This window comes from Edaphobacter sp. HDX4, from assembly GCF_036877565.1.
Taxonomy (GTDB): Bacteria; Acidobacteriota; Terriglobia; order Terriglobales; family Acidobacteriaceae; genus Edaphobacter.
In genome coordinates this window covers 25903-51654 of sequence record NZ_JAEDXW010000023.1, presented here as the reverse complement: position 1 = coordinate 51654, position 25752 = coordinate 25903, and the positions used below count along the sequence as shown (strand labels likewise).

The 25752-nt window shown below is 55.6% G+C and carries 21 protein-coding genes; 13 read left to right on the top strand and 8 right to left on the bottom strand.

Annotated features, from left to right (window positions below; all coding sequences use genetic code 11):
* Positions 1-1941: 1941 nt before the first annotated feature.
* The 4 genes from JAO29_RS18925 to JAO29_RS18910 all read left to right on the top strand — a co-directional run bounded on the left by JAO29_RS18925 (position 1942) and on the right by JAO29_RS18910 (position 5007).
* Positions 1942-2364 (top strand): hypothetical protein, encoded by a 423-nt coding sequence (locus JAO29_RS18925; protein ID WP_334269831.1) that lies wholly within the window; start codon positions 1942-1944, stop codon positions 2362-2364.
* Positions 2365-2374: 10 nt separating this feature from the next.
* A complete protein-coding gene (locus JAO29_RS18920; RefSeq protein ID WP_334269830.1) occupies positions 2375-3151 on the top strand; it encodes an ATP-binding protein in 777 nt (258 codons plus the stop codon).
* Positions 3151-4659 carry a DnaB-like helicase C-terminal domain-containing protein gene (locus JAO29_RS18915; RefSeq protein ID WP_334269829.1) on the top strand — a complete coding sequence of 503 codons (1509 nt, stop codon included), beginning with the start codon at positions 3151-3153 and terminating at the stop codon, positions 4657-4659. Before JAO29_RS18920 ends, JAO29_RS18915 begins: the two co-directional genes overlap by 1 nt.
* A gap of 129 nt (positions 4660-4788) precedes the next feature.
* Entirely contained in the window at positions 4789-5007 is a 219-nt protein-coding gene (locus JAO29_RS18910) for a helix-turn-helix domain-containing protein (protein ID WP_334269828.1), read from the top strand.
* Between the two features lie 90 nt (positions 5008-5097).
* Here JAO29_RS18910 and JAO29_RS18905 read toward each other — a convergent pair whose 3' ends face one another.
* The 6 genes from JAO29_RS18905 to JAO29_RS18880 form a co-directional block, all read right to left on the bottom strand.
* Positions 5098-6258: a tyrosine-type recombinase/integrase gene (locus JAO29_RS18905; RefSeq protein WP_334269827.1), complete on the bottom strand. Its 1161-nt coding sequence runs from the start codon at positions 6256-6258 to the stop codon at positions 5098-5100.
* A gap of 441 nt (positions 6259-6699) precedes the next feature.
* The gene (treS, locus tag JAO29_RS18900) at positions 6700-9906 is read right to left on the bottom strand and encodes a maltose alpha-D-glucosyltransferase (protein WP_334269826.1); all 3207 of its coding nucleotides are present in this window, start codon (positions 9904-9906) and stop codon (positions 6700-6702) included.
* Positions 9903-11969 carry an alpha-1,4-glucan--maltose-1-phosphate maltosyltransferase gene (locus tag JAO29_RS18895; protein WP_334269825.1) on the bottom strand — a complete coding sequence of 689 codons (2067 nt, stop codon included), beginning with the start codon at positions 11967-11969 and terminating at the stop codon, positions 9903-9905. Before JAO29_RS18895 ends, treS begins: the two co-directional genes overlap by 4 nt.
* A 331-nt stretch (positions 11970-12300) precedes the next feature.
* Positions 12301-13290 carry an ADP-glyceromanno-heptose 6-epimerase gene (gene rfaD, locus JAO29_RS18890; RefSeq protein WP_334269824.1) on the bottom strand — a complete coding sequence of 330 codons (990 nt, stop codon included), beginning with the start codon at positions 13288-13290 and terminating at the stop codon, positions 12301-12303.
* Positions 13287-14768 (bottom strand): bifunctional D-glycero-beta-D-manno-heptose-7-phosphate kinase/D-glycero-beta-D-manno-heptose 1-phosphate adenylyltransferase HldE, encoded by a 1482-nt coding sequence (gene hldE, locus JAO29_RS18885; protein ID WP_334269823.1) that lies wholly within the window; start codon positions 14766-14768, stop codon positions 13287-13289. The genes rfaD and hldE overlap by 4 nt, the downstream gene beginning before the upstream one ends.
* Before the next feature lie 87 nt (positions 14769-14855).
* Positions 14856-15947 carry a glycosyltransferase family 9 protein gene (locus tag JAO29_RS18880; RefSeq protein WP_334269822.1) on the bottom strand — a complete coding sequence of 364 codons (1092 nt, stop codon included), beginning with the start codon at positions 15945-15947 and terminating at the stop codon, positions 14856-14858.
* Between the two features lie 88 nt (positions 15948-16035).
* Between JAO29_RS18880 and JAO29_RS18875 the strand changes: the two genes are divergently transcribed.
* The 4 genes from JAO29_RS18875 (at position 16036) to JAO29_RS18860 (ending at position 19164) form a co-directional block, all read left to right on the top strand.
* On the top strand, positions 16036-16638 hold the full coding sequence (locus JAO29_RS18875; protein ID WP_334269821.1) for a DUF4254 domain-containing protein: 603 nt from the start codon (positions 16036-16038) through the stop codon (positions 16636-16638).
* A gap of 164 nt (positions 16639-16802) precedes the next feature.
* On the top strand, positions 16803-17363 hold the full coding sequence (locus tag JAO29_RS18870) for a TPR end-of-group domain-containing protein (RefSeq protein ID WP_334269820.1): 561 nt from the start codon (positions 16803-16805) through the stop codon (positions 17361-17363).
* 90 nt (positions 17364-17453) lie between these two features.
* Positions 17454-18536, top strand: a complete 1083-nt coding sequence (locus JAO29_RS18865; protein ID WP_334269819.1) for a gluconeogenesis factor YvcK family protein — start codon at positions 17454-17456, stop codon at positions 18534-18536.
* Positions 18537-18567: 31 nt separating this feature from the next.
* A complete protein-coding gene (locus JAO29_RS18860) occupies positions 18568-19164 on the top strand; it encodes a GNAT family N-acetyltransferase (protein WP_334269818.1) in 597 nt (198 codons plus the stop codon).
* Here JAO29_RS18860 and rlmN read toward each other — a convergent pair.
* Complete coding sequence (rlmN, locus tag JAO29_RS18855) at positions 19091-20365, bottom strand: 23S rRNA (adenine(2503)-C(2))-methyltransferase RlmN (protein ID WP_334269817.1); 1275 nt, start codon at positions 20363-20365, stop codon at positions 19091-19093. The two genes, JAO29_RS18860 and rlmN, sit on opposite strands and share 74 nt — an antisense overlap.
* A gap of 76 nt (positions 20366-20441) precedes the next feature.
* Between rlmN and JAO29_RS18850 the strand changes: the two genes are divergently transcribed.
* The 5 genes from JAO29_RS18850 (at position 20442) to JAO29_RS18830 (ending at position 24345) form a co-directional block, all read left to right on the top strand.
* A complete protein-coding gene (locus JAO29_RS18850; RefSeq protein ID WP_334269816.1) occupies positions 20442-21761 on the top strand; it encodes a M16 family metallopeptidase in 1320 nt (439 codons plus the stop codon).
* Between the two features lie 41 nt (positions 21762-21802).
* Entirely contained in the window at positions 21803-22321 is a 519-nt protein-coding gene (locus tag JAO29_RS18845; RefSeq protein WP_334269815.1) for a type IV pilin protein, read from the top strand.
* Positions 22321-22956 (top strand): outer membrane lipoprotein chaperone LolA, encoded by a 636-nt coding sequence (gene lolA / locus JAO29_RS18840; RefSeq protein ID WP_334269814.1) that lies wholly within the window; start codon positions 22321-22323, stop codon positions 22954-22956. The genes JAO29_RS18845 and lolA overlap by 1 nt, the downstream gene beginning before the upstream one ends.
* A 152-nt stretch (positions 22957-23108) precedes the next feature.
* The gene (locus JAO29_RS18835) at positions 23109-23834 is read left to right on the top strand and encodes an HAD family hydrolase (RefSeq protein ID WP_334269813.1); all 726 of its coding nucleotides are present in this window, start codon (positions 23109-23111) and stop codon (positions 23832-23834) included.
* Positions 23835-23880: 46 nt separating this feature from the next.
* Positions 23881-24345, top strand: coding sequence for a (deoxy)nucleoside triphosphate pyrophosphohydrolase (locus JAO29_RS18830; protein WP_334269812.1), 465 nt, complete (start codon positions 23881-23883; stop codon positions 24343-24345).
* Between the two features lie 19 nt (positions 24346-24364).
* Here JAO29_RS18830 and JAO29_RS18825 read toward each other — a convergent pair whose 3' ends face one another.
* Positions 24365-25621 (bottom strand): Nramp family divalent metal transporter, encoded by a 1257-nt coding sequence (locus JAO29_RS18825; protein WP_334269811.1) that lies wholly within the window; start codon positions 25619-25621, stop codon positions 24365-24367.
* Positions 25622-25752 lie beyond the last annotated feature (131 nt).

Genomic DNA, 25752 nt, shown 5'->3' with positions numbered 1-25752 from the left:
GATACTGCGATGGGACATCAGGCCATCCCTCTCCGGAGATAAGGACCAGAATAGAAGCATTCTTGCATCGTGAGCTTATCGTATCTAGCGCAACCCGCCTCTCGAAATCAGCCAATGCATGGCAGGATGACTGCAAGCTTGAAATTCATTACTCTCGCAAAGAGACTTGATATTTCACACATCAACTGCATACTCAAGTCCAGCCCAGCTCTGGACAATACGAGACCTCTGATCTGAGAGACGGTAGCGTCCTTGTTACACACAAGCGCTTTCATCGGCACCTTCCGCGGGTTGCGATCATAGACCCTAGCTCCTTCCTCATACTGTCGCGCAGCGGACATAGAGGGACGCATCTCAATCCGCGATGTACCGCATCTACTGTCCCCAGTGAACGCCTGTCTGTAAATGGCTTTCGGATGGTATTGAGCATGGGACTGTCCGACCAGGACGCAGACGAACTACTGAGGAAAACTGCTCATACGCTCGAAGTTATTGCGAGCCTGACGTTGCTAACACAGCTTGACGCCGACCACCCAGAAAGCGTGAGAAGGTACATGTCCCTTGCTGACGAAGATTGAAGTCATTCGCTAAGGTTCTCCGGAAGCACCTGCGTCATCAGTGATTGCGCGGAGCACGCAGTCCGAATCGGGCGGGAGGCTCGATGCAGAGAAACGAAGCCCCTGAACTCGTAGCCTCAATGTGGATAACGAAGATCGATACTCTCGAAACAGAGATTCGCTATATGACCGCAAGCTGCAAACAAATGGGTCTGTCAGACACGAGGATCGAACAGCTCACCGGATTGAAAGAAAGAGCTTGAGATTGGGGAGCAGGCCCTCGACGGAATCCGGCACCTGCTTGCGAACAAACTAATCGGACAGCCACTTTGAGGTAGTGATTTCGCCCGATTACTAAGACAAGGATAACGTACCGATGCGTACGCGGAACTACAGGACCGGTGCTTGAAGTCTTGCTGCATTCGACGCCCATGCAACGGGTTCGGCTGACAGATACGTCCTAGAGCTAATCCCAGCAAGAGATCGGAGAGGTCGATGGCTCAGCACACCGGAACAGTCTCATGGTTCAACAATGCAAAAAGGTATGGGTTCCTTTCGCGTGAAGACGGCCCGCCTGATGCGCGGGGCGGGGCGGCGGGATTCGTCATGGTCTTATGTTCTTAGATTTGGCCGGATGGTTATTTAGGGGTGAGCGTCTAAACATGAAGCGTAAGCGAATGGTTAGACATTACTGTCCGGAGTTGTGTTTCTGCTTTTGCCTTTGTTCTTGCTCTCTCTCGAAAGAGAGAGATGTCTATTTCTTTTTAAGTTTTCTTTTTATGTTTTCCCTTTAAGTACTTCAGCTGCACGTCATGCATAGGTCCCCTGCACGTCATGCATAGGTCCCCTGCACGTCATGCATAGGTCCCCTGCACGTCATGCATAGGTGACATTCGGCTGATTCAAGCTTGGCAATCGAACAATCGATCCAGAACAAAAATACCCAACACGCCAAAAACAAAAGTGCACGCCGAACTTGATATCGGACGCATTGATGAGAGGCAAAATAAAGCTCCTGGAAGGAGCACCCATATTGGGGGGCGTCTTCCAGGAAGACGTATTACCCCTCATGCCGCCTGGGCGGCCAAGGAGCAACTGATGCACGAACTACCACCACCGCCCATGAGTCCCCTGACTCGGATGACGCTCACTTCAATCCGAACTGCGGACCGGCCCCTATCACTCAGTGAGTTGTCCACGATCACCGGAGCGTCAGCCGTAACCACAATGAAGATCACGCAACGACTTGTTAGGGTGGGCCTGATCGAACGTCTTCGATCCGGCAAGATCAGCTACTTCGTCTCGGCCACCGAGCCAACGGAAGTTGGATCCTGAAGTGGCACTGAGCTATTGCAACTCCAAGCGTCTCCACCAAGCAATCGATATGAGAGATGACCTCTACGCGGCGGGCCTCAAAGCTCCGGACTGGTGGGTCCTTCAGGCGATAGCGAGGAGACTCGCGGCCATCACAGAGCCTCCCGAGAACGGCAAGGTGCAGCGAATTAAAGATACGGGATTCGCATCGATCTCCACCCTCGCCAAGGATGCGGGCCTTCACTACCGGCGAACGCATCAGGCATTGAGGAACCTGATCAGCGCCGGGTTCCTCCATAAGTCAGTGGAGGTCCCCGATAGGCAAGTGAAACGTCACCGGATCGCCGTCGAGCGGTTCGACCTATATCTGCCCACCGATAAACCGTCGTTCGGCGCGGCCTCCGCGCCTACACCAGCGCCCAAACCTACTTACAGTCGTCCCGCCACCGCCACCTCATCAGCCAAACGCTTTGCAAACCCGCGAATTACATAAGAAGGAAGAAATGGACAACAAAAAACTAACCATCGACGAAATCCTTGAGCGCATGCGTTTCGAGGAACTCGTTGCCCTCGGTCAGGCCCCCTGCCCGCAGTGCAATCGAATCTCACCTCCCGGATGCCTCGTATGCTCGCCGCTGCGGACCTACTGGCGCTACTGGAAACAGGTCGCGCCCCGGTTTAAGGACGCCGCCGTTCATCTGCTCAAGCCGCAAGAGGATCTCGCCGACCTGTTCAATATGGATCGCCAGCGAGACGCAATCGCGCTGGTGAAGGTGAATCCCTCCGGCTCTTACTATCTGGCGGGTATGTTCGGCGCAGGAAAGACGCATTTCCTTCACGCCCTCTATAGACAGGCATTGTACGCGACCGCCGCGCAGCACGAGCACCTAAGTACGATGCCCGTCTGGCTGTGCTCCGCCCCTGAGCTCGTCGAAGCCGCCTCGGCCCGCAAGTCTGATCCCTCGCTGGCCTTCCCGCGAATCACCCCTGAGCTCGTCGAGAAGGTCAGCCGTCAAAGCATGCGGCCCTGCCTCTTCCTTGATGAGTTGGACAAGTTCTCTCCGACCGAGTCCCGGATGAGTTTCCTGGGTTCGCTGATCGACTCCGTGTACTCGGCGAACGGTCAGATCGTTGCCGCTGCCAACATGGCACCGATCGATCTCGTGGAGAAGTGGGATCGCGCGGTCCCCTACTATGCGGATTCAATCATCCGCCGCTTTGCATTCGCGCCATCAGGCACCACCATTACCTTCACCCCGGAACCGAAAGAGGTCCAGTAATGTACGACGAGCAAGAGCTAGACAAGCGCCCGTTCTTTCAGATCATCCACGCCATGATCCGGGAGGATGCAACCGAAGAAGAGCAGGAGCGCACCCACCACGTGATGGAGTGGGTGCACAAGAGCCGCTATACCCTCGAGCGTGTCAGCCTCCCAGAGGAAAAGAGGCTCTTCGGAGAACTCGTCGCTTATTACCACCAGTACGGCTCGACACCGACCCGGGATATCTGCACGCAGATCGTCACCAGCAAGCAGAGGCCGAAGGCCATACTTGACCTGCTCGATGACTATGACAAGCAGGCAGACCAACTGAAGTCGCTCTCACACCTGGACCTTGATATGCAGCTGGACCTGCGTAAGCGCGACTTCGAGGTCCGACGTCTGGTTACGATCCTGGCAAACGCCAAGATGATCACCATGGGAGCGGTCGACAATCCCAAGGGCAAGGACCATCCCCAGCTATCGGGCACCCGCGATGCGTTGACCTACATCATGGAGTGGAGCTCGAAGGTGCTCATGAGTGACGAGCCAACCGTCACCGCTGATACGCTCGCGGAGCAGATGATCGCGAAGTACGCGGCTACAGCGGAGGACGAGCGCACTGGCCGCCGCGTGATTAAGACGGGGATCTCCGCAATCGATGAGCTCCTCGGGGGCCTTCGGCGCGGCGAACTCAACGGCGTCCTAGGTTATACCGGCCAGAGGAAGTCGGCTACCACGCGCACCATCGCGTATAACGCCGCGCGGGCTGGGCATCGAGTCCTCTACATCCCACTCGAATCAAGCGTTGGCGAAGAACTCACCGCACAGTGGGTAATGCACGCTCATGTGCTCGATCCTCACTGCACTGTGAGCACAAATAAAGTTCTCGATGCAAGACTCTCTCGAGATGAGGAACGCGCCCTATTCAACGAGGTTGGGCCGGACTTCGGACAGACTGCCGGTCGAAACCTTATCATCGCGGACGTTGGTCGCGACCGCACCTGGGAGAACATCAAGCGGGCCATCGAGCGCGAGACGAACTCCGACTATCCCGTTGACCTCGTCGTTATCGATTACCTCACCCTCGTTACTCTGCCATCCGGGTGGGAGGCGAAGGAGCGGATGGTCTCGATCATTCAAGATGCCAAGCAGCTGGCCCTGAATGCAGGAAGCGGGCGGGGAGTGTCAATCGTGACGCCTATCCAAGGCAGCCGGAAGGGGTATGAGGAGGCGACCGCGCAGGACGGCGCATGGGAAACGACTGGTATCTTCATGCACTCGGAGCTGGACAAGTCGCTCGACAACTGCTTCTACGTCTACACCAACGACGAGATCAGTGCCGGAGGGGCTGTCAAAGTTGGATCGTGTAAGGCCCGACGCGGGGCCAACATCCCAGCCACCTTCGTCGATATCAACCCAACGTCGGGCTTCGTCGGAGCCGCGAAACCCACGGCCAGGGGAGATAGGAACGCGCCGCTTCCCTCTTCATCTAACCCGCTTGCCTACTTCGACTACATGGAGGTCTGAGCAGATCCCACCTCCTGGTCAGGGGGTGGGATTTTTACATTCTCCATAATCAAGGTCCGGCGGCCTGGCGCGGTATTACCCCTCATGGCCTCGCATGAGACCGCATTGAGTAGCAAGAAAGGTAAAGAAATGAGTAAGACTGCCACCGCCGACGCCTCCGAGCTCCGCCTGCTCTACGACCGCAAAACGGCAGCGAGGATGACTTCAATCAGCGTCCGCTCCCTGGATTACTTGATCTCCAGCGGAGAGCTCAAAGTGCGCCGGATCGGCACCCGCATCCTGGTTGCGCATGCCGAGCTCGTTAGGTTCGCTGGACGTGATCACGTCGGGACTGTAGCTGCCGCCTAAACGTAAAAGGCCCGAACGGGTACCAGCTTCCCCGTTAGGGCAGTTGAGCCAGGGCCCTGTCAGGCAGAGAGCGCTGCGGTTTCAGATTATTCATACCTGCTTGGTCGAGTTAAGCACCGCCAGCGCGTCATGGATCTGCGACGGCGCTAAATGCGAGTACCGTAAAGTTGAGGCAAATGACGCATGACCAGCCGCTTCGCGGACCACGGAAAGATGAACCCCCGCCTGTACTAACCGGGAACAAAAGGTGTGTCGCAGGTCGTGCCAGCGGAAGTTCTTTATCTTGGCTTCCTTCAGATATGCATTGAACCACTTGTGGTTGTCCGTCTTCGAGAAGACCAGATCGGCGTCTTGCCTGCCATCCCGCCTGCCAAGGGTCATCTCTTGAAGCTGTTTCAGGTCCGCCGCAACATCATCGATGATGAAAGCGTTTCTAGGCTTCCCGTTTTTGGTGACCCGAAGGCGCATGATGCGCCGCTTCAGGTCCGCATCGGCCCAGGTCAAATTGAACTGCTCCGACTTTCGAACTCCTGTTTTCAGGGCGAAGTCGAATTCAATCCTTCGCTGTACCGCATGATTCCTAAGGATTGGCTGCCGGATTGGATCGCAGGCATCGATCGCCTTCTGAAGTACCTCACGGAGGCGCTTTTCCTCGGCTTCCGACAGATAGCGTTCGACGCCATTACCTACGTCGCGAAGGGGAACATCGGCAGCAGGGTTTATATCGACCAGATCTTTCCGCTTGCCGTGCTGGAATATCATGGAGAAACTTCCGCGCAGTTTGTTGATCGTCGCATTGGCGAGCTTTCGGTCCTCTTTCAGTTCATCTAGCCAGGTCTCGATCTCCGACGATTTGAGACCGCTGGCTATTCGATCTCCGAATACATCTTTGATCTTGGCGATCCGGACCGGTGGATTCTTCTGATCCCTGTATTCTTCAGGGTGGTGCTTGATGTAAGCCAAAAAACCATCACAGAGTTTTCCGGCCGTGACACCCCCGGTGTCGCCGAGGATCGCGACCTCCTTGGTGGTCAGGACGGGTCGCTTCGCGGTCGGTGGCAGGATCCCTTCCCCCGTGCGCCGAACTGTTCTCGCCTTCTCCACCCAATCGATAGCTGCACTCCGTCCAGCCGGTCCTCTCCCGAACGACTTCCGGACAAGTTTCCCTCGAACCCGAAGACGGGCACACCAAAGGTCGCTTCCTGGATCTCTCTCGTACACCCCCGTCACCGCCTTGGGCTTCTTAGGCACTGATCCCCCTTTAAGAAGAAATGTGACACGCAAGCTCTACGTGTAACACATTACCTTCCTTGAGGCGATGGTCTTCGACCATGTAAATTGTGATACAAACGTGATACACAATCGTCGTATCCGTTGCGACACAGTGCGACGGATCAAACCCAACTACCGATGTAAAGCCAGCTTTAACATTGAGGATTTGCCACTTTTTGCGAAACGTTGCGACGCTATGCAAGGAAGCCAAGTTAGCCCTTTTAAGGCGTTGGTCCTGGGTTCGAGCCCCAGCGCTCTCACCATTCAAACCACTGCTTCATCAAATACCGCGACAATATAAATAAAAGAGACGCCCGGGATAAGCCAGTGCTCCCACACCGGATTGCCCTCGTTGGGTGCCCTCGCGTGCATCTCTAAGTCGATGTGAGCGACCATGAAGATTGGTACGACTCCATTCCCTCACTTCCAAGTGCCTTGGATAATCTCCAGGACACCTCTGAGCGGTATGTTTACCCACAGAGGACGATGATTGAGCTCATATTCGAGTTCGTAAAGGGCTTTCTCTAAGAGATAGGCCTTGAGCATCGTCTGCATCGCGGGTGTCAACTTCTCCGAGCGCGCGAGAATATAGCCGTCCAAATAGCGCGTTTTGAAGGTCTGTTCCCGAGCTTTCAGAAGGCCATCTGGATCCGTCTGCTGCTGAATGGATACTGCGACGACATAACTGAGGGAACGCAGCATCCCTGCCACATCCCGTAGAGGAGATTTACGAGTCCGGCGTTCCTCCAGCGATTTCACCGGCTCGCCTTCAAAATCGAGAATGACGAAGTCATCTTGCGTACGCAGCACCTGGCCGAGATGGAAGTCTCCATGTATTCGAGTCCGCCTACCGGACTCGCTCACGTCGACATCAGCAAGTTTGTCTGCGAAGGCTTCGATAAGTTGCCGATTTGTAAACAGCGATGCGGCATCCGTAAGCTGGTCGTCGGGAAGCCCCGAGAACCGTTGTCTCAGTGCTGAGAACGTGGCGGCAATCTGACCTCTGAATTTGTTTGCTTCCTCAGCGAACATCTCGGGCGATCCAATGATGGCATCGAAATCTGGCCCCTTCGCTTGTTCTAGAGCAGAATGCATCTCCGCGGTACGCTGAGCAAGCAATTCTATTGCTGTCTCGAAGTACTCAAGGACATCTTCTGGCGCTGGGCTTGTCTGCGCTTTTTGCAGCTGTTCCAGAGCCCAATACCATCCGTCACCGACATTGCGAACCTGACCCTGCAGGAGTGCCAACACATATTCACTCTCCTCAGCCGTGTCTTGATCCGTGACCTTATAAACAATCTCTCCAGCATAGGGAGCGATATGCTGGAACTTCACAACCTCGGTAAGCATCTTGCCAATCTCCACATCTGGATTGATGCCTGGTTGCACTCGCCTGAAAAGTTTGAGAATGAGTGAATCGCCGAATAGGATCGACGAGTTGCTCTGCTCTGCAGAAGACAATCGTGAGGTTTGCGAGGAGGGAGCTTCCTTTGCAAGGAGACCTGCGATGCCCTGTATCGTGCCTTTGGCTGAGCTGATACTCTTGTCGCCCTGGATGATCTCGAGGAGGGCCTCCCTCGTGCCAGGCAGAGCCAAAGCATCCACAATCACCTGATTGCTCTCAGTTCCCGGGCCAGCAATGTGACCGATAAGGTGCCGCTCTTCTACCGTTATCTCGTCGGAGACAAGAGCAATTGGCAGAATATAAGTTTCCGGCTCCTCTTCCTTGTATGCGATCTGAAGAAGAAGCAAGAGGCTGTCGTCGTTGGGTAGTTTCGCCCAATCAAATACAGTGACATTTTGGATGGTTTTGGCTTTAGAGCCAAACCAACGCTGCTGGCACAAGTACTTCGGCAACATCGATTCCTGGAACAGCTCGAGGCCAGGCCCAGACATGATGTCTGTAACTTCGGTGACGAGTGCAGTACTTTCGATGGGAGCACTGATTGCAGGAGCTTCCTGTACCCGGGTCGATTCCTGCAGCTCCAACCACAAAAAGGCATACGGACCTAAAGTCAGTACATAGGGCTCTTTTCCGATGGAGGGAAAGGTGACATACCCCAACATCTCCACGGGAACGGAGTCCTCCCATCTGCTGAGATCCAGGAAGACTGCCTGTGCGAACCGGGAGAGGTTAGCGACGCAGAGCACCCGCTCGCCGTCATACTCTCGCACGTATGCCAGCACTTTACGATTGTCGGGTTTGAGAAAGGAGAGTGAACCTCGTCCGAAGACCCGGAAAAGCTTACGCAAAGCGATCATATTGCGGGTCCAGTTCAGCAGACTCGAAGTATCACCTTCCTGGGCTTCGACGTTGATTGCCTGGTATCCCCACACTGGATCCATGATGACGGGAGAGTAAAGCTTTGCGGGAGTTGCTCGGGAGAATCCTGCGTTGCGATCGCTGTTCCACTGCATCGGTGTTCTGACACCGTTTCGATCGCCCAGGTAGATGTTGTCTCCCATTCCAAGTTCATCGCCGTAATAGAGGATCGGCGTTCCTGGAAAGGAGAAAAGCAAAGAATTCAGCAGCTCGATGCGACGCCGATTGTTATCCAACAGGGGCGCAAGCCTTCGACGAATGCCGACGTTGACCCTCATGCGGGGATCTGCCGAATAGGCAAAGTACATGTAATCCCGCTCATCGTTGGTGACCATCTCCAGCGTGAGTTCGTCGTGATTACGAAGGAACAATCCCCACTGGCAGTTCTCCGGTATGTCGGGGGTCTGCGCCATGATCTCCGTTATCGGTAGACGATCTTCCTGGCGAAGAGCCATATAGATTCTTGGCATCAAGGGGAAATGGAATGCCATGTGGCATTCATCACCATCCCCGAAGTACGGTCGAACGTCGGCCGGCCACATGTTTGCCTCTGCAAGAACGAGGCGGTTCTCATATTCTTCATCGATGGCTTCTCGTATCTGGCGAATGAGGACGTGGGTCTCAGGGAGATTTTCGCAGCTGGTTCCGTCTCGCTCCACAAGGTATGGGATCGCGTCGAGGCGCAGTCCGTCGACTCCCATATCCAGCCAAAAGCGCATCGCGCGAAGGACTTCTTCGAGAACACGAGGATTGTCGAAATTGAGATCAGGCTGATGAGAAAAGAAGCGATGCCAATAGTAGGCTTTCGCCTCCTCGTCCCAAGTCCAGTTGCTCTTTTCGGTGTCGGTAAAGATGATCCTGACGCCGCTGAAAAGCTTGTCCGTATCGCTCCAGACATACATATCTCTCTCGGGCGTTCCGGGGGCAGCGCGCCGTGCGGCTTGGAACCAGGGATGCTGGTCACTCGTGTGATTGATGACCAACTCAATCATTACCTGAAGACCACGTTTGTGCGCCTCGCTTAGAAACGCCTTGAAGTCATTCAGCGTTCCATATGCAGGATTCACATCCATGTAGTCCGCGATGTCGTAGCCGTCATCGCGCAGGGGAGATGGGAAGAAGGGTAGCAGCCATATGCAGGTAATCCCGAGATCCCGAAGGTAGTCCAATTTGCTCAGAAGACCCGGGAAATCACCGATGCCATCGCCATTCGAATCCGAGAAGGCCTTTACGTGGAGTTCATAAATAATGGCGTCTTTGTACCACAGTGGGTCCGTGGCGCTCCCCGATTTTCTCTTGTTCACACGTGTGCCTCATTCTCGAGATGATTCGAACCATCAATATGAAAGACGTGGGCTGGCATCACCGCCGGGTCGAGCCGGATGAAGTTCCGTGAGCCGTTCCAGACATACGTCGACGAATCCAGTAGATCGCTACAAAGATAAGGGCGATCCGATGCAAGGCCGATCTGCGACAAATGCAGATCAGTCCAGCCGCTTTGAGTATTATTCACGTCAAGATTGACGACTACCAGGATCACATCGGAGCCTGAGGTCTTGCTATAACAGATCAGTTCAGGATTGTCTGTCGGGTGGAAATGCAGCGTGTCGTTTCGCTGCAGACCAGCATGCGCCATCCTGGCATCATTCAGGGTCTTCAGGAGCGGCATCAAAGAACGTTCGTGATCTCTATCCCATCTCCGGATCTCGTACTTCTCGCTATTTGCGTACTCCTCACTTTTCTCACGCAGCCTCTCACTTTCGAGCAGTTCATACGCGGGGCCATAGACACCATAGTTGGAAGACAGCGTGGCAGCCAGGACTACGCGTTGCACAAATGCGGCGCGTAATCCCGTTTGCAAAATGGCGGGAAGAATGTCGGGAGTGTTAGGCCAGAAGTTAGGCCTGAAGAATTCGCATACCGGCTCTGAAATGAGCTCTGTCATATATTCTTCCAGCTCCTGCTTCGTAGTCCTCCAGGTGAAGTATGTATAGCTTTGAGTGAAGCCGCGTTTTGCTAAGCCGTACATCACGTGAGGACGCGTGAATGCCTCCGAGAGGAAGATCACCTCAGGATGGAGGCGTTTAATCCTGGAGATACACCACTCCCAGAAGGGAAATGCCTTCGTGTGAGGATTGTCCACACGGAAGATCTTTACTCCCCGCTGGATCCAGAATGCGAAGACGTTGAACAGCTCCTCCCACAAAGCGCGCCAATCACTCGATTCGAAATTAAGTGGATAGATATCCTGATATTTCTTCGGAGGATTTTCTGCGTACTGAATAGAACCGTCCGGGCGGATCGAAAACCACTCAGGATGACTTTTTACCCAAGGATGATCAGGCGAGCACTGGAATGCTATGTCCAGCGCAATCTCAACTCCATTCTGGAGTGCCACCTTCATCATCTGCTTAAAATCGTCGAAGCCACCAAGTTCAGGAGCAATGGCAGTATGCCCTCCGTCCTCATTGCCAATAGCCCAGGGACTCCCGACATCTTCGGCTCCAGCCTCTACATTATTGTTTTTTCCCTTACGATACGCTCGTCCGATTGGGTGAATGGGAGGCAGATAAATCACATCGAATCCGGCACTCGCTATCGAAGGAATGAGTTCTGCTGCATCTCTCAGAGTTCCATGTTGACCCCGGAGGCCCAATGACCTTGGAAAGAACTCATACCAGCTCGAAAAGCGAGCTCGTTCGCGATCAACCAGGATCTGGAAGTCGTCCGACGCAGATGCTAATCTCAGGTCAGGGTTACGTGCAACGAGTGCCTTGATATCGTCCGTAACCGGATTGTCATAGTAGTCTCTCTGCTCTTCAGCCAGATGCCGAAACTGAGAGGCTACAGCTTTCATCTGATCGGCATCCGATCCCTTGATCTCCAGAGCCATCTCATGAAGTAACTTTGCGCCCGTGAGAAGCGCCAAAGGGATTTCTTTCCCAGTTTCGGCGCCTGCTGGCGGTTTAGTCTGGGCGCCCGATTCCAGACTCTGGTCATCTACCGTCGCTGGCTGGGTGGCAGGACGATGCTGGGCGAGGAGTCGCTTACTGAGCTGATCCGACCAGGTATCGAAATGGTCTACCCATCCTTCGACGCGGAACAGCCAAACTCCGATGCGGTCGGGAGTGAATTGAGCCGTCCAGATGTCGTTCGTCACGAGATGCATAGGAACGGAGTTCCATAGTTTTTCCTCCTCCGGCTTGTAGAGGAGCCGCGCTGCTACATGATCGTGGCCATCTGAGAAGATGGCGGCACTGACACTGATGTCATCACCAACTATCCTCTTCGCTGGGAATCGACCTCCGTCGACCACCGGCTTGATCTCTTCTATGACAACACGTCTCCTGCCCTCAAATGACGTCACCGGCGCTCCCGACCATATAGACTCGCTGCCTAAGAAGGATGCATCTCAGTCAATGAACGTTTGTCCAGACTTGAGCAAACGGTAGCCGAATGCCTGGGACATCTCTCCGGGCGCCGTGCTGATCCAGAAACCCGGCAACTCCGCTGACGTATCCGTTGCCTCTGCGTTTTGAAAGGGTAGTCAGCCATAAAATCTCCTCTTCCAGATTATTGAATGGGAGAGCAGGCAACTCCGTACCCCTCCTACCCGGGCTACGGATTCTCCGAATATCTCGCACCAGAGCAGGAGAAAGTCGAAGGGTTTGGCCACTCACAGGCTGAAAACTCCATGTTTACTCGAGATATTTGCCTGAGTCAGTAAAGGTCTGCTTCACGCCGTCTTCAAGCGTCGTGAACGGATCATGATAGCCGGCGGCACGTAGCCCTTGAACGTTTGCCTCAGTAAAGTGCTGGTAACGATTCTTGAGGTCGCCTGGAAACGGGATGTACTCGATCTTGGCCGGACCATGCACTTGCATGAGAGCTTCCGCCACAGCCTTGAAGGTGCGGGCCTCTCCTGTCCCAGCATTGACGACCGCGCGCACATCGGGAGAAGCAACCTGCTCCGGTAGAAGCCCTCCGAAGAACATATTGATGCGGGCGAGATCACGCACGAAGACAAAATCGCGGCGCTGTTCCCCGTCGGCATAGCCACCGGATCCCTCGAACATGCGGATCGTACCCGTATCCTTCATCTGTTTGGTGAAGTGATGAAGCACGCTCGCCATGCGCCCTTTGTGCTGTTCGCGCTTGCCATACACATTGAAGTAGCGCAGGCCGACAACCGCACTCTTCATCGCCGGCATGAGCCGTCGCACATAGTTATCAAAGACGAGTTTGGAATAGCCGTAAACGTTGAGCGGACGTTCATTCGCCGGGATCTCCGTAAACTTCGTGCTCGCTCCGTACACGGCTGCAGTGGATGCATAGACAAATGGAATCTTATGATCGAGGGCGAAGTGAAGGAGTTCTTTGGAATAGGTGAAATTGTTGTCCATCATGTACCGGCCGTCATCCTCGAGCGTATTCGAGCAGGCTCCCTGGTGCAGGATGGCCTCGATGGTTGCGCCCCCAAAAGCTCCGGCTTCCAGTGCTTCCCGGAACTCGCGTTTATCCATGTAGTCGGAGAACGCTGCACCTTCGAGGTTCAGAAACTTCGGGCCGCTTAGATTGGGTGCAGGAGCCAGATTGTCCACGACAAGGATGTCTTTGTGGCCGATCCGGTTGAGTTCATGGACGAGATTACTTCCGATAAAACCTGCACCGCCGGTAACAATAATCAATTTTCCTTCTCCTGGATCCCCATGAGTTTTCGAACAATATTCGTCGTTGAAAAGCCTTCGACGGTGGGAACAATCTCGACTCTTCCACCGAATGCAAAGACCTCTTCGTGACCAACGACAGTGTCAATCGTATAGTCGCCGCCCTTCACCAGCACATCGGGTTTCAACACCCGGATCAGCTCCAGCGGTGTATCTTCTGCGAAGAGCACGACGGCATCCACCGAAGCCAGCGCCGCCATCACCCGGGCACGCTCATTCTCTCCCACGATAGGACGGGTTGGGCCCTTAAGCCTGCAGACGGATGCATCTGCATTGAGCCCAAGAACGAGCTTGCTGCCAAACCTACGGCAGTCTTCCAAAAGTGTTATGTGCCCCACATGCAACAGGTCAAAACAGCCATTGGTGAAGACGATCTTCTCTCCCGAAGCGCGCCACTCGGCAACGCGCTTGGCGACCCGTTCACGGTCTAGTATCTTCTCGCCCACTGTCAGATTGGTGCTCGGTGTGAGAGCCGCAATCAGCTCATGCTGCGCGATGGGTACAGTACCCATCTTGCCGACAACGATGCCGGCGGCAAGATTCGCCAGATCGACCGCAGATTCCACTTGCAACTCGCCCGCTAGGCACGCCGCGAGTGTTGCAATCACTGTATCTCCCGCACCGGAGACATCGAACACCTCACGTGCACGCGCTGGAGAGTGATACCTCCGGTCAGGGTACAACAGGGCAATTCCCTTCTCGCTCATCGTCACTGTTAGAAATTCGATCCCGTGCTTCGTGACCAGATCCTGCCCGGCATCGAGCAAAGCTTCCGTTTGATGCGATGAGATGCCTGTCGCCAGCGAGAGCTCACTCAGGTTTGGGCAAACTGAGGTTGCTCCGGAGTATTTGCCTAGATCGGGGGTCTTGGGATCAGCGAGCACAGGAATCCCCTTCGTCGTGGCTGCCTCAATCACTGCCCGGCACAGTGTCTGCGAAAGCGCCCCTTTGGCGTAGTCGGACAGGATCACAGCATGAACTTTATCGACCAGCGAGGTCGCTCTCTCGACCAGCCGCTCCATCTCGACTTCGGGGGGAGCCTCCCGGCTCTCGATGTCCAGCCGCAACAGCTGCTGCATCCTGCCGACGATGCGCGTCTTGGAGATCGTGGGCAGCGAACTGGAGACCACACCGACCGTATCCACACCCGCCCGGTCGAGAAGCGTCTTGATCTCTTCCTGTTCCGGGTCTGCTCCCCAGAATCCCGCGAGGACAGCATTACAGCCCAGTCCGGCCAGGTTCATGGCAACGTTGGCAGCTCCGCCCGCACGCTCATAACGCTGCGCATGTCGGAGCACAGGAACTGGAGCCTCGGGAGAGATACGCTCCACCTCGCCATGAATATAGCGGTCCAGCATGATATCTCCCACGACAAGTATCTTCAGCTGGGAGAATCCACCTTCAAGTAAGTTCAGAATGGAATGCAGTTCCGGCAACATGCGGTAGGCTCGACTCCTTCTTCTTCATCATCGCATCTCCAGCTATGGAAGATGCGAATCCATACAACCATCGTGTCAGTCACACCTCTATCCAAGCGAGGCGCGAATCTGTTCTATAACCTCATCGACCGTGATCGATGTGAGACATCGTTTCTTTTCAACGATGCAGGTCTCCAGACCACAGCCCCAGCAATCGGTCTTGTGATAGACCACGCGGTGCTGACTGCCATAGGGAAACCATACCCGGGGCTTGTTTCTTGCGGCGAAGATCGCCACACAGGGTGTCTGCACGGCCGCTGCAAGATGCATCGGGCCACTGTCATGGCCTACAAAGATGCGCGCTCGATAGAAGGCCGCAGCACTCTCGCGCGGTTTCAAAACTCCACAAAGGTTTACTGTTTCGCCGCCACCCGCCTGCCGCCAGCCTTCTGCGGCAAACTCGCTAGCATCTTTCTCCTCCGGTGCGCCCGTGAGCGCAAGTCCATGGGTTGGGTACAACTGAGCCAGCCGGTCCAACAAGGCACGCCAATTCTCTTTTCCCCAGTCTTTGGACTGCACCTTGGTGCCCACGCTGACGGCGATGAGGGGCCGTCCACCAATGGGCCTAAGTGCCTCATCCGCCCGTGCCTGCTCTTCCGCGGTGAGGTGGAGATCCCAGTTCGCAGCATCGTCAAGGTTCCCTTCTCCAAGCGCAGCAAGATTGCGAGCCAGGCGTGCTGCCTCGGGCTCCAGCGTTTGTGTCGTCTCATCCCAGCAATGGGTCTGCATCGTTTCCGTCACAGGTACACCGATCCTGCGGCTGATTCCGCAGAACCTGAAGAACTGGTCATCCCTCTGCGCAGAAGCTGTTCCGCGTGCGGATCCCAGGTATACGAGGACCTCCGGGCGCCAGCTTGCAATCGTCCACCACAGGCGGGCCAGTTCCGGAACGCTTCGCGTCCCCACCGGATATCGAAGGTAACTGTGAACAAGACCGGTATGCTCCAGGATGGCGGCCGAGGGCGGGGCTTTGGAGGCCACGGGAAGATTCGTCAACATGCGCCGCTCCGCGTGCGGAAACGCGCGGGCTACCAGGTGCAGGGCAGGCAAAGCCACTACTGTGTCACCCAGGCTTCCTAACCGATAGATAAGCACACGTCGCGTAGAACTCTGTTTTTCGACTGCCAGGGAGGAGGTCATATCCTCTTCCTAGTCTGCGGGTTCCCACCGTTCCCTGCAACCGCTTGAGGCCGGCAAGCTGGTAAAGTCTTCGTTGGAGCCCCCGGAAGTGCTGATACTCAACGCCTCGACTATCACTGAAATGCAGGATCGAACGACGGAAGATTGGCACCAGAGCGCGCCGGTAGAACCGATCCGGCCTGGCGACCTCGACTCTGTAATTACCGCACAACACCGGTCTAACTTCGACCTCTGGCACGAAGAGGACAAAGCACGGGCCCCCCAGGCCTCGGATAGCGATATTGCTACGGTGAAACGCACCATCGATCGGCTCAATCAACGACGCAACGATCTGGTGGAAAGAATCGATCAGATGATCCTTGCCGGCTTTGAAGAAGCCATGAAGACCTATCCCGATGCGCCAATGCACTCCGAGACACCCGGTATGATGATCGACCGGCTTTCCATCCTCGCGCTTAAGATCTTTCATACCCGGGAGGAAGTCCATCGTGAAGGTGTAACCCAAGCCCATCAACAGCGAAACCGCGAGCGCCTGAAGATCCTCGAGGAACAAAGAAGTGACCTTGCGTTCGCTCTCGATGCATTTCTCAAAGATGCGGCGCAGGGTCGGCGACGATTCAAACTCTACCGACAGATGAAGATGTACAACGATCCCGAGCTCAATCCTGCGGTCTATAAACAGAAGACATAGCGCTCAATGTCGCATCCGGAGACCTCTGCACGAAAGGCTTACCCATCCGGGGAGTTGACCTCAGCGCCGGGGCTGCGTATAAATCCGGAACGGAACAAAAAGATTTTAGGTTAGCCGCTACAACGGCAGACTGAGGAATGCACCTCGCAGGCGAAACGAAAACCATGGCACAAACAGCAAAGACCGCAACTGCTACCAAACGTTCCCCCCGCATTCTTGCCGGTGCGATTACACCGGCAGACGATCCAGCACAAGCCCAGGTTCTGGCAGACTACGAAGTGGCCATCAGGCTGATGCAGGAAGGCAAGTTCGAGAAGGCGCGCGCGGCGTTTGAGAAGCTGCTCGCAGCAGGAGCAGGAAATCTTGCTGACCGCATCCGGATGTATATCACCGCATCGAACGCACAGCTCTCCCGGCAGAAGGCCACCTTCACCAGTCACGAGGAGCACTATGACTATGCCGTGTCACTGCTGAATGATGGCCATTATGAAGATGCCAGAGAGCAGTTTCAGGAGATCCTGAAGCACAAAGCTGACGCGGATTACGCATTCTATGGATTGGCGGTACTCGCCTCGATGACGGGGGATGCACACACATGTCTCGAACATCTGACAGAAGCGATCCGTCGCAACCCGCGCAATCGCATCCAGGCGCGTGCGGACTCTGACTTTCAAGATATGGCGGACGATCCTCGATTCACCGAGTTGCTCTACCCGGAAGCCTAGCCGCTGCTCTCGACCCGCGACTACTGGCAGCCTCAGGATTGCTGCGTCCGTTACCATACATGTGTAGAAGCGCGCAGACGAAGAGGTAATGTGAGTTCGCTCAGCACAATCGGACAGTTGGAACGACCGCTCCGCGTCGTCGCTATCGGTGGCGGTACAGGCCTCTCGACCCTGCTGCGCGGCCTTAAGAGGTACGTTCCTGTCCAGGACAGGCGCAGGCGCCCGCGTACCGATGCACCTAACGAGCAACGGGCACAATCCTCTGATCTCATCAGCGAATTAGCCGCGGTCGTGACAGTTACCGACGACGGGGGATCTTCGGGTCGTCTCAGAGAAGACCTGAAGATCCTTCCGCCTGGAGATATTCGGAACTGCATGGTCGCCCTGTCTGAGGACGAGTACATGCTCTCCAAGCTCTTCAAATACCGGTTCGATCAGGGAGAGCTGCAGGGACATAGTTTCGGAAATCTCTTCCTGGCTGCCCTCTGCCACATCACCGGAGACTTCGCCAAGGCCGTGCAGACCTCGTCTCACATTCTTGCCATTCGGGGTCGTATCTTTCCCGCGACGATGGAAAATGTCACCCTGGCTGCGGAGATGCAGAACGGCACAATCGTACGGGGCGAGACCAATATCACCCACAGCGAGGACACAATCCTTGAATTAAGGCTCGAACCGCCAGAGGTCGATCCCCTGCCGGAGACCCTCGAGGCAATTGCGAACGCAGACCTGATTACCCTTGGACCGGGTTCGCTCTATACCTCGCTTATCACCAATCTGCTCGTGCGCGGTATACCCGAGGCAATCGCCGAATCACGTGCCACCCGGGTCTTCGTCTGCAACCTGATGACGCAGGCGAACGAATCCCTCGGACTGACTGCCTCGCAGCACATCGAGAAGATTTTGAAGCATGCTGGTGGAGTAAGTAAGGACCTCTTCGATTACGCGCTGATCAACACCGCTCCCATCTCGCCTTCCACACTTGCGCAGTATGCGCGGGAGGGGCAGGAGCCGATCATCAACGACCTCGAGCGGGTTCGGCAGCTCGGAGTTGAACCGATTACGGGCAAATTCCTTCATGAAGGCGAAGTTCTGCGTCATGACTATGATCTGGTAGCCAAAACTCTTCTTGAACTGTGTCTGGCCCGGGTGCGGTCTGCTCAACCTGCCTGACCCACCCTCCCATCCGATCGCTATGACAAGAGTGAAAGTTCCAACACTTACGGGCAAACGCGTTCGACTGGAACCCCTCTTTCAGAGCCACTTCTCTGGACTTGAAACAGTAGCCTTCGATCCCGCAATCTGGCGTTATATGCTCGTCCGGATTGCAGATCGGGAAGAACTGCAGACCTGGATCGATTCCGCACTGGCTACCCCAAGCGAGAAGCAGATCACATGGGTAACGTTTGCCACCCGTGGTGCTGAGAACCGCCTTGTAGGTTCGACACGACTGATCGATATCGACATGCGTCATAGGACTGCTGAGATCGGGCACACATGGATTGCGCCCGCGCTCCACGGTACCGGCATCAATGCCGAGGCAAAACTGCTGCAACTCACCTATGCGTTCGAAGATCTGGAGATGAACCGGATCGCCTTCAAAACTCACCATGAAAACCTCCAGTCGCAGGCTGCGATCCGGAAGCTGGGTGCCGGATACGAGGGCACCTTCCGCAACCACTACGTGATGCCCGACGGATCGCTCCGCCATAGCGTCTGGTTCTCAATCACACGGGAGGAGTGGCCGCAGGTTCGATCGCGACTAATGGCGCGGCTTCGGGAAGATCAACCGTTCGCTTGAGCTGACCGCAGGCGGCATAGATGTCGCGGCCGCGGGGACGTCGGATATAGGCAGGCATACCCGCATCGATCAGCATCTTCTGAAAGATCGCCACGTCCTCTGGCTTAGGCTGCGTGTACGCGATGCCCGGCCCCGGATTCCAGACGATCAGGTTCACCTTCGCCCTCAGTCCCTTCAGCAGATCCAGCACCTCGCGAGCATGCTCCGGCTGATCATTGACGCCACCAAGCAGAACATACTCGAATGTCACCCACTCGCGCTTTCCGAGCGGCAGTGTCTTGACTGCCTCTAGAAGCTGCGCGATGTTCCACTTGCGGGTAATCGGCATCACCTCTTCCCTGATCCGGTCGTTAGAGGCATTCAGACTGAGGGCGAGCTTGGGTCTGAGTGGTTCGTGCGCAAATCTGCGTATTGCAGGCTCAATTCCGCTGGTCGATACCGTCATGCGGGACTCAGGAATCCCGATCTGTTTCACCAGGAGTTCCACGCTGCGGATGAAGGAGTCATAGTTCAGAAAGGGTTCGCCCATCCCCATGAAGACCAGGTTGATCCGATCCTTGCCAATCTTGATCTTGTGCCGATTAAGGACCGCCGCCACCTGGCCTGCAATCTCCCCGGCCGTCAGGTTACGCTTGATACCCAGTTTGGCTGTGAGGCAGAACTGGCAGTTAACCGCGCAGCCCACCTGGCTGGAGATGCAAATGGTCGCCCGTCGGTAACCCTTCAGTTCAAGAGCTCCCACATTTCGCAGATCTGGCTTGCTGCGTCCTGATCCTGGCGCGTCGGCGAACTCGGAGACATTCCCCTCCAAGCCGTCGACAGCTTCTTCTTCAAGCGAGGCATCGCTGCCATCTCCACGCTCGCCGCCGTCCCCATCCGGCATCCAGACCGTCTCGACCGTCTCCCCGTCCGCGAGGCGCATCAGGTAGCGCTCGGTTCCGTCCACTGAGCGGGCTGCCTGCACGATCTCCGGAAGACCGACCCTGTACCCCGCTTCGATAAGCTGCTCACGAAGGGAAGAAGGAAAAACGGTCACCTCTTCGATAGAAGTAACTCTCTGATTGTAAATGGCTTGACATAGCTGATTCGCCCTGTAAGGCTTCTGGCCAAGCTCTTCCAGTAGCGTCTTCAGCTCTGCCGGGGTCAAGCCGAAAATCTGCCGTTGAGCCTCAGGGTTCATACCATTTATTTTGTTCAACATAGCATGCAAAACTTCGCCTATTTCCTTGTCTTTCTATAGTTTACGCCTATTCCCATGGCTGTGAAACAATAGATCTATGGCAGCAACGACTCTGATTGAAGATATTCGCCTTACCCCTCGTGTCTCCCGCAGCATCCGCAAGACAGTTCTCTCAAATGGCCTTACTGTGCTGACGGAAAGCATGCCCCACCTGCGCAGCATCTCAATGGGCGCCTGGATCGCGTCCGGCTCCCGTGATGAAGCTTCTGAGCTGAACGGTCTCCATCATTTCGTGGAGCACATGGTCTTCAAGGGAACCACTTCGCGTTCTGCCCGGCAGATCGCGCGCGAGGTCGACACCATTGGCGGAAATCTCGATGCCTTCACGGGAAAAGAGACTGTCTGCTTCAACATCAAGGTCCTGGATGAGCATGCATCGCTGGCGCTCGATGTTCTTTCGGACCTGGTTCTCCATCCCACGTTTACTCCTGAAGATCTGGATCGGGAGAAGGGTGTCATCCTCGAAGAGATCAAGATCGACGAAGACAACCCGGACTACCTGGTCAATGAGATGTTCACCCAGAACTTCTGGAAAGGGGACCCGCTCGGCCGGCCTATTCTCGGGACCAAGAAGACGGTCTCCAGCTTCAACCAGGCGATGCTGTTCGACTTCTATCGCGATCGCTTCACGCCGCGCAATATTGTCTTCTCGGCTGCTGGGAATCTGGATCACGAGACCTTCGTCGCCGAGGTAGAAAGGCGATTTGAGGAGCTGGCGCCCAGCCACAACCATGTCTTCCCGAGGCGCGATACCCCCGTATCGACCCCGCACATTACGCTCAAGCGCAAAAAAGCTCTCGAGCAGGTTCAGCTTTGTCTCGGGGTTCCGGCTCCTGCCGTCAACCATCCCGAGCGCTACGCGATCTATCTGCTGAACAGCATCCTCGGTGGAGGAATGAGCTCACGCCTTTTCCAGACCATCCGGGAAGATCAGGGCCTCGCCTATTCCATCTTCTCGGAGATGTCCCCGTTCCGCGATACCGGTTCTCTCTGCATCTATGCAGGAGTGGCGGTGGATAAGACCCGGCAGACGATTGAGCTCACGATGCGCGAGCTGCGTCGTCTCAAGCAGGAGACGGTCAGCTTGTCCGAGCTTGGGCGCGCCAAGGATCAGCTGAAGAGCAACATGGTCATGGGCCTTGAGAGCGGCTCCAGCCGCATGGCGAATCTAGCCCGGCAGCAAATGTATTTTGGCTGCTTCTTCGGAGTAGAAGAGATTACCTCCGAGATCGAAGCCGTCACGCCGGATGACATTCAGCGGCTGGCTCAAGACCTCTTCCGGCCCGAAGCCATGGCCATGGCGCTGCTTGGAAATCTGGGCGAGATGAAGGTCGAGCGCGACGACCTCGTTTGCTGATAAAGTTTTGAATTGTTGCAGTTACAAAGGATAGGAACACGATGAAGATTGGGCACCCGAAGAACGCGGCACGGCAAATGGAAGAGGGCTTTACCCTGATCGAGCTTCTGATCGTCATGTCGGTCATGCTCATCCTTATGACCCTTGCTGTACCCCAGATGCTCAAGTTGACGAAGCAGGCCCATGAAACCTCGGCGATGCAGTCGGTACGTACCATCGTGCAGGCCGAACTGCAGTACAACTCCATGTACCCGGCCAATGGGTTTTCCTGTTCCCTGGCTCAGTTGGGCGGTGACCCCAAAGCCGGTGCGCCTTCAGCCCAGGCAGCCCAGCTCATCGATGTAGGTCTGGCAACAGGCAACAAAGCGGGATATACCTTTGCAATCACTAACTGCAACAAGGTGACGGTCAACAATCAGGATATGTACACCTCCTATGAGGTGACAGCTGTTCCGAACTCAGTGGGCAAGTCAGGGGATCGCGGTTTCTGCTCCGACGAGAACAATCGCATCACCTTCGATCCTGCCGGGGGCACCAACTGCACCCAGCCTATTCAGTAATGCTTCGTCGCATCCTGCTTCTGCTCCTCCTCCTCCCGCCCAGCCTGGCGCGGGCTCAGAATGCAGACGCCCTGCTCAAGCGTGTGGACGAGCACTACAACCGGCTCACATCGCTCCGGGCACGTTACACCGAACACTATGCCGGGATGGGCATTGATCGTACGGAGTCAGGCACCCTGCTGCTGAAGAAGCCCGGCCGCATGCGCTGGAGTTACGACCAACCAGAGGGGAAACTCTTCGTTCTCGACGGCAAATTCGCCTGGTTCTACACTCCGGGAGACGATCAGGCTCAGCGTCTCCCAGCCAAGCAGCTGGACGATCTGCGCAGCCCTTTGCGCTTTCTGCTGGGGCACACGCAACTGAAGAAAGAGCTGGTCAATGTGAGCGTTACCGAGGATAGTCACGGGATCCATATCGGCGGTGTCCCGGTCGGTATGGAACAACGCATCCGCCGCCTGACCCTCGATGTCTCCTCCTCTGGAGAGATACGCCACATGAAGCTTGAGGAGATTGACGGCGCACTCACCGAATTCGACTTCACACAAGTTCAGGAAAACGTCCCCACCCAGGAAGCCGATTTCGTCTTTTCGCCTCCTGAAGGGGTGACAATCGTGAACGCGCTTCCCCCCGTCTAGACTTACCTCCAAATTGCGAGCGTTAACCTGTCTTTCATACGAAAACGGGACGATTGATCTGTACGCCGCTTTCCTGCTCTGAAAGAGTAGACTTTAAGAAACACCGAATACAAACCGCGCGTGACCGCTGACCGCGCAGAATAAGAATGCTGATGCCTACGATTACAACGAGTATCTTTTCTACCGAAGAATTCTTCTCCGCCGTCCACTCCCTCGTGCCTGAAATTGCGGTCTTTGATTGCGACGGAACCCTTTGGTCCGGCGATGCTGGATCCACTTTCATGATGTGGTCCATCGAAACCGGCTTGGTGTCGCGAGAGGCAGCTGACCTGATTGATGCTCGCTACCGCGCATACCATCGGAATGAGGTCTCTGAGATCGCGATCTGCGGGGAGATGGTGCAGCTCTATCAGGGGCTTCGCGAAGACGAGCTACGACGTGCGGCTCGGGAGTTCTTTGCCACACGCATCGAGAAAAACATCTTCCCTGAGATGCTCAAACTCGTGAAGGAACTTCGCTCCCGAGGCGCCGACATCTGGGCCGTAAGCTCGACCAACGATTGGGTCATCGAAGAAGGAGTCAAGCACTTCGGCATACCACCGGAACGCGTCCTTTGTGCTCGCGCCGAAGTCAGGGGCGGCATTATCACCGATACTTTGCTGGACGTTCCTACCGATGAAGGGAAGGTAGTCTCCCTGAACCGGGTTGGTATCACCCACCCGGATGCGGTCTTCGGCAACTCCATCCACGACGCCGCCATGCTCGGAATCTCGCGCCGCGCATTTCCTGTGAATCCCACGACGGGCCTTCTTGAGATCAGCAGCCAGGCTGGATGGCCTGTTTACTATCCCGCGTCCGTAACTCCTAACCCCTCATAATTCAAAAGCATTCAGAGGCGGGTTGGCGTCTAATAGTTTTAGACAAGTGAAAGAGCCAATTCGCAAACTAAGGGACTCGCAGAACCCGGACGCTGCTCCAAAGCCAGTCAGGCTTGTGGTGGCCGCGCTGATTCTGCGTGACACCGAATCCGGATTGGAAGTTCTCGTCTGCCAACGAAAACCCGATCAGCCGATGAGTCTCAAGTGGGAGTTCCCTGGCGGCAAGATCGAGATGGGCGAGACTGCTGAGGACGCACTCGCCCGCGAACTGAACGAAGAACTTGGCATCACCGCCACGATCGGTCGGCGTATCGCTCGGGTCCGCCATAAGTACAGGAACGGCGGAACCATTGACCTGCAGTTCTTTGTAGTCCGCGAATTCACTGGCGCAATCGAGAATCGTATCTTCAACGACATGCAGTGGTCGCCGCTTGCTCATCTGCCGAACTTCGATTTTCTCGCAGCCGACCTCGGCCTAATTCGGGATCTCTCCGAGGGCAAGCTTATCTAGCTGCCTCTTCGATGTCTGCTCAGCTTCCGCCATGCAGACCATTCCACATCAACACCAGCGACAAACCGATCACGATGATCGTGGTCATCCACGCCACAAGGTTGAACCAGCGAGAGTTTGTGTACTTGCCCATAAGCTCGCGCCGGTTGACCAGGCGCAGCATGAAGATCAGCACCACCGGCAACAGGACTCCATTGAGCACCTGCGATCCGATGATGACATTGATCAGAGGGAAGTTCGGGATCAGAACCACGGCGGCGCCGAGAACCAGCAACAGGGTGTAAAACCAGTAGAAGAATCTGGCGTCCTTGAAGCTCTTATCAAGCCCGCTCTCGAAGCCAAGGCCCTCGCAAACCGTGTAAGCCGTAGATAACGGGAGAATGCACGCCGCAAACAGCGAAGCGTTGAACAGCCCGGCAGCGAACAGAATGAATGCATATTGGCCGGCCAGCGGCTTCATGGCGTCGGCTGCATCCGAGGCCTCGGCGATGTTGCGCATACCATGCGTATAGAGAGTCGCCGCACACGCCACAATAATGAACCAGGCGACCACATCCGTGAAGATCGATCCGATGATCACATCCAGGCGGGAGTGCTTATACTGCCGAACATCGATTCCCTTCTCCACGATGGAAGATTGCAGATAGAACTGCATCCACGGTGTGATGGTGGTGCCGATGATGCCGATGGTCATGTAAACGTAGTTGCGGTCCTTCCAAACACTGCGACCGGGTACTTTTACCGTCTGCACCAGAGCCTCATGCCAGTTGGGGCTGCTGAGCACGCCCGCAAAGATGTAGGCGATATAGACCGTACTTGCGATGAGAAAGACCTTCTCTACGCTTTTGTAATCCCCTTTCACGATCAGGGCCCAGACGATAAAGGCACAGATAGGCACACTGATGTACTTGCTCACATGAAACAGCTGCATACTTCCGGCAATGCCGGAAAACTCAGCCATAACATTGCCGAAGTTCACAATAACCAGCAAGATCATGACGAAGAAGGTGATGCGCAATCCGAACTCTTCGCGGATGAGGTCGCTGAGTCCCTTACCGGTGACCACACCCATGCGGGCACACATCTCCTGCACCACAATCAGCGCAAGGGTGATGGGAATGATGGTCCACAGCAGCTTGTAGCCATATTGCGCACCCGCCTGGGAGTAGGTGAGTATCCCGCCGGAGTCGTTATCCACATTGGCTGTAATGAAGCCCGGGCCGAGAACGGCAAACACCAACAGCAACCGGTTTCTCCATCTGCGCCACAGTGTCATGAAAGCCCCTTACTACTCGAAGAGAGGACACGGTTTCGAATAGCCTGGAAGAACGGCCAGCCGTGAAGTTGTGCATTGATTTGAGGGCGTACCCGCTGGTTATAGAGTAACCCGACAGTCGATGGAGTGCT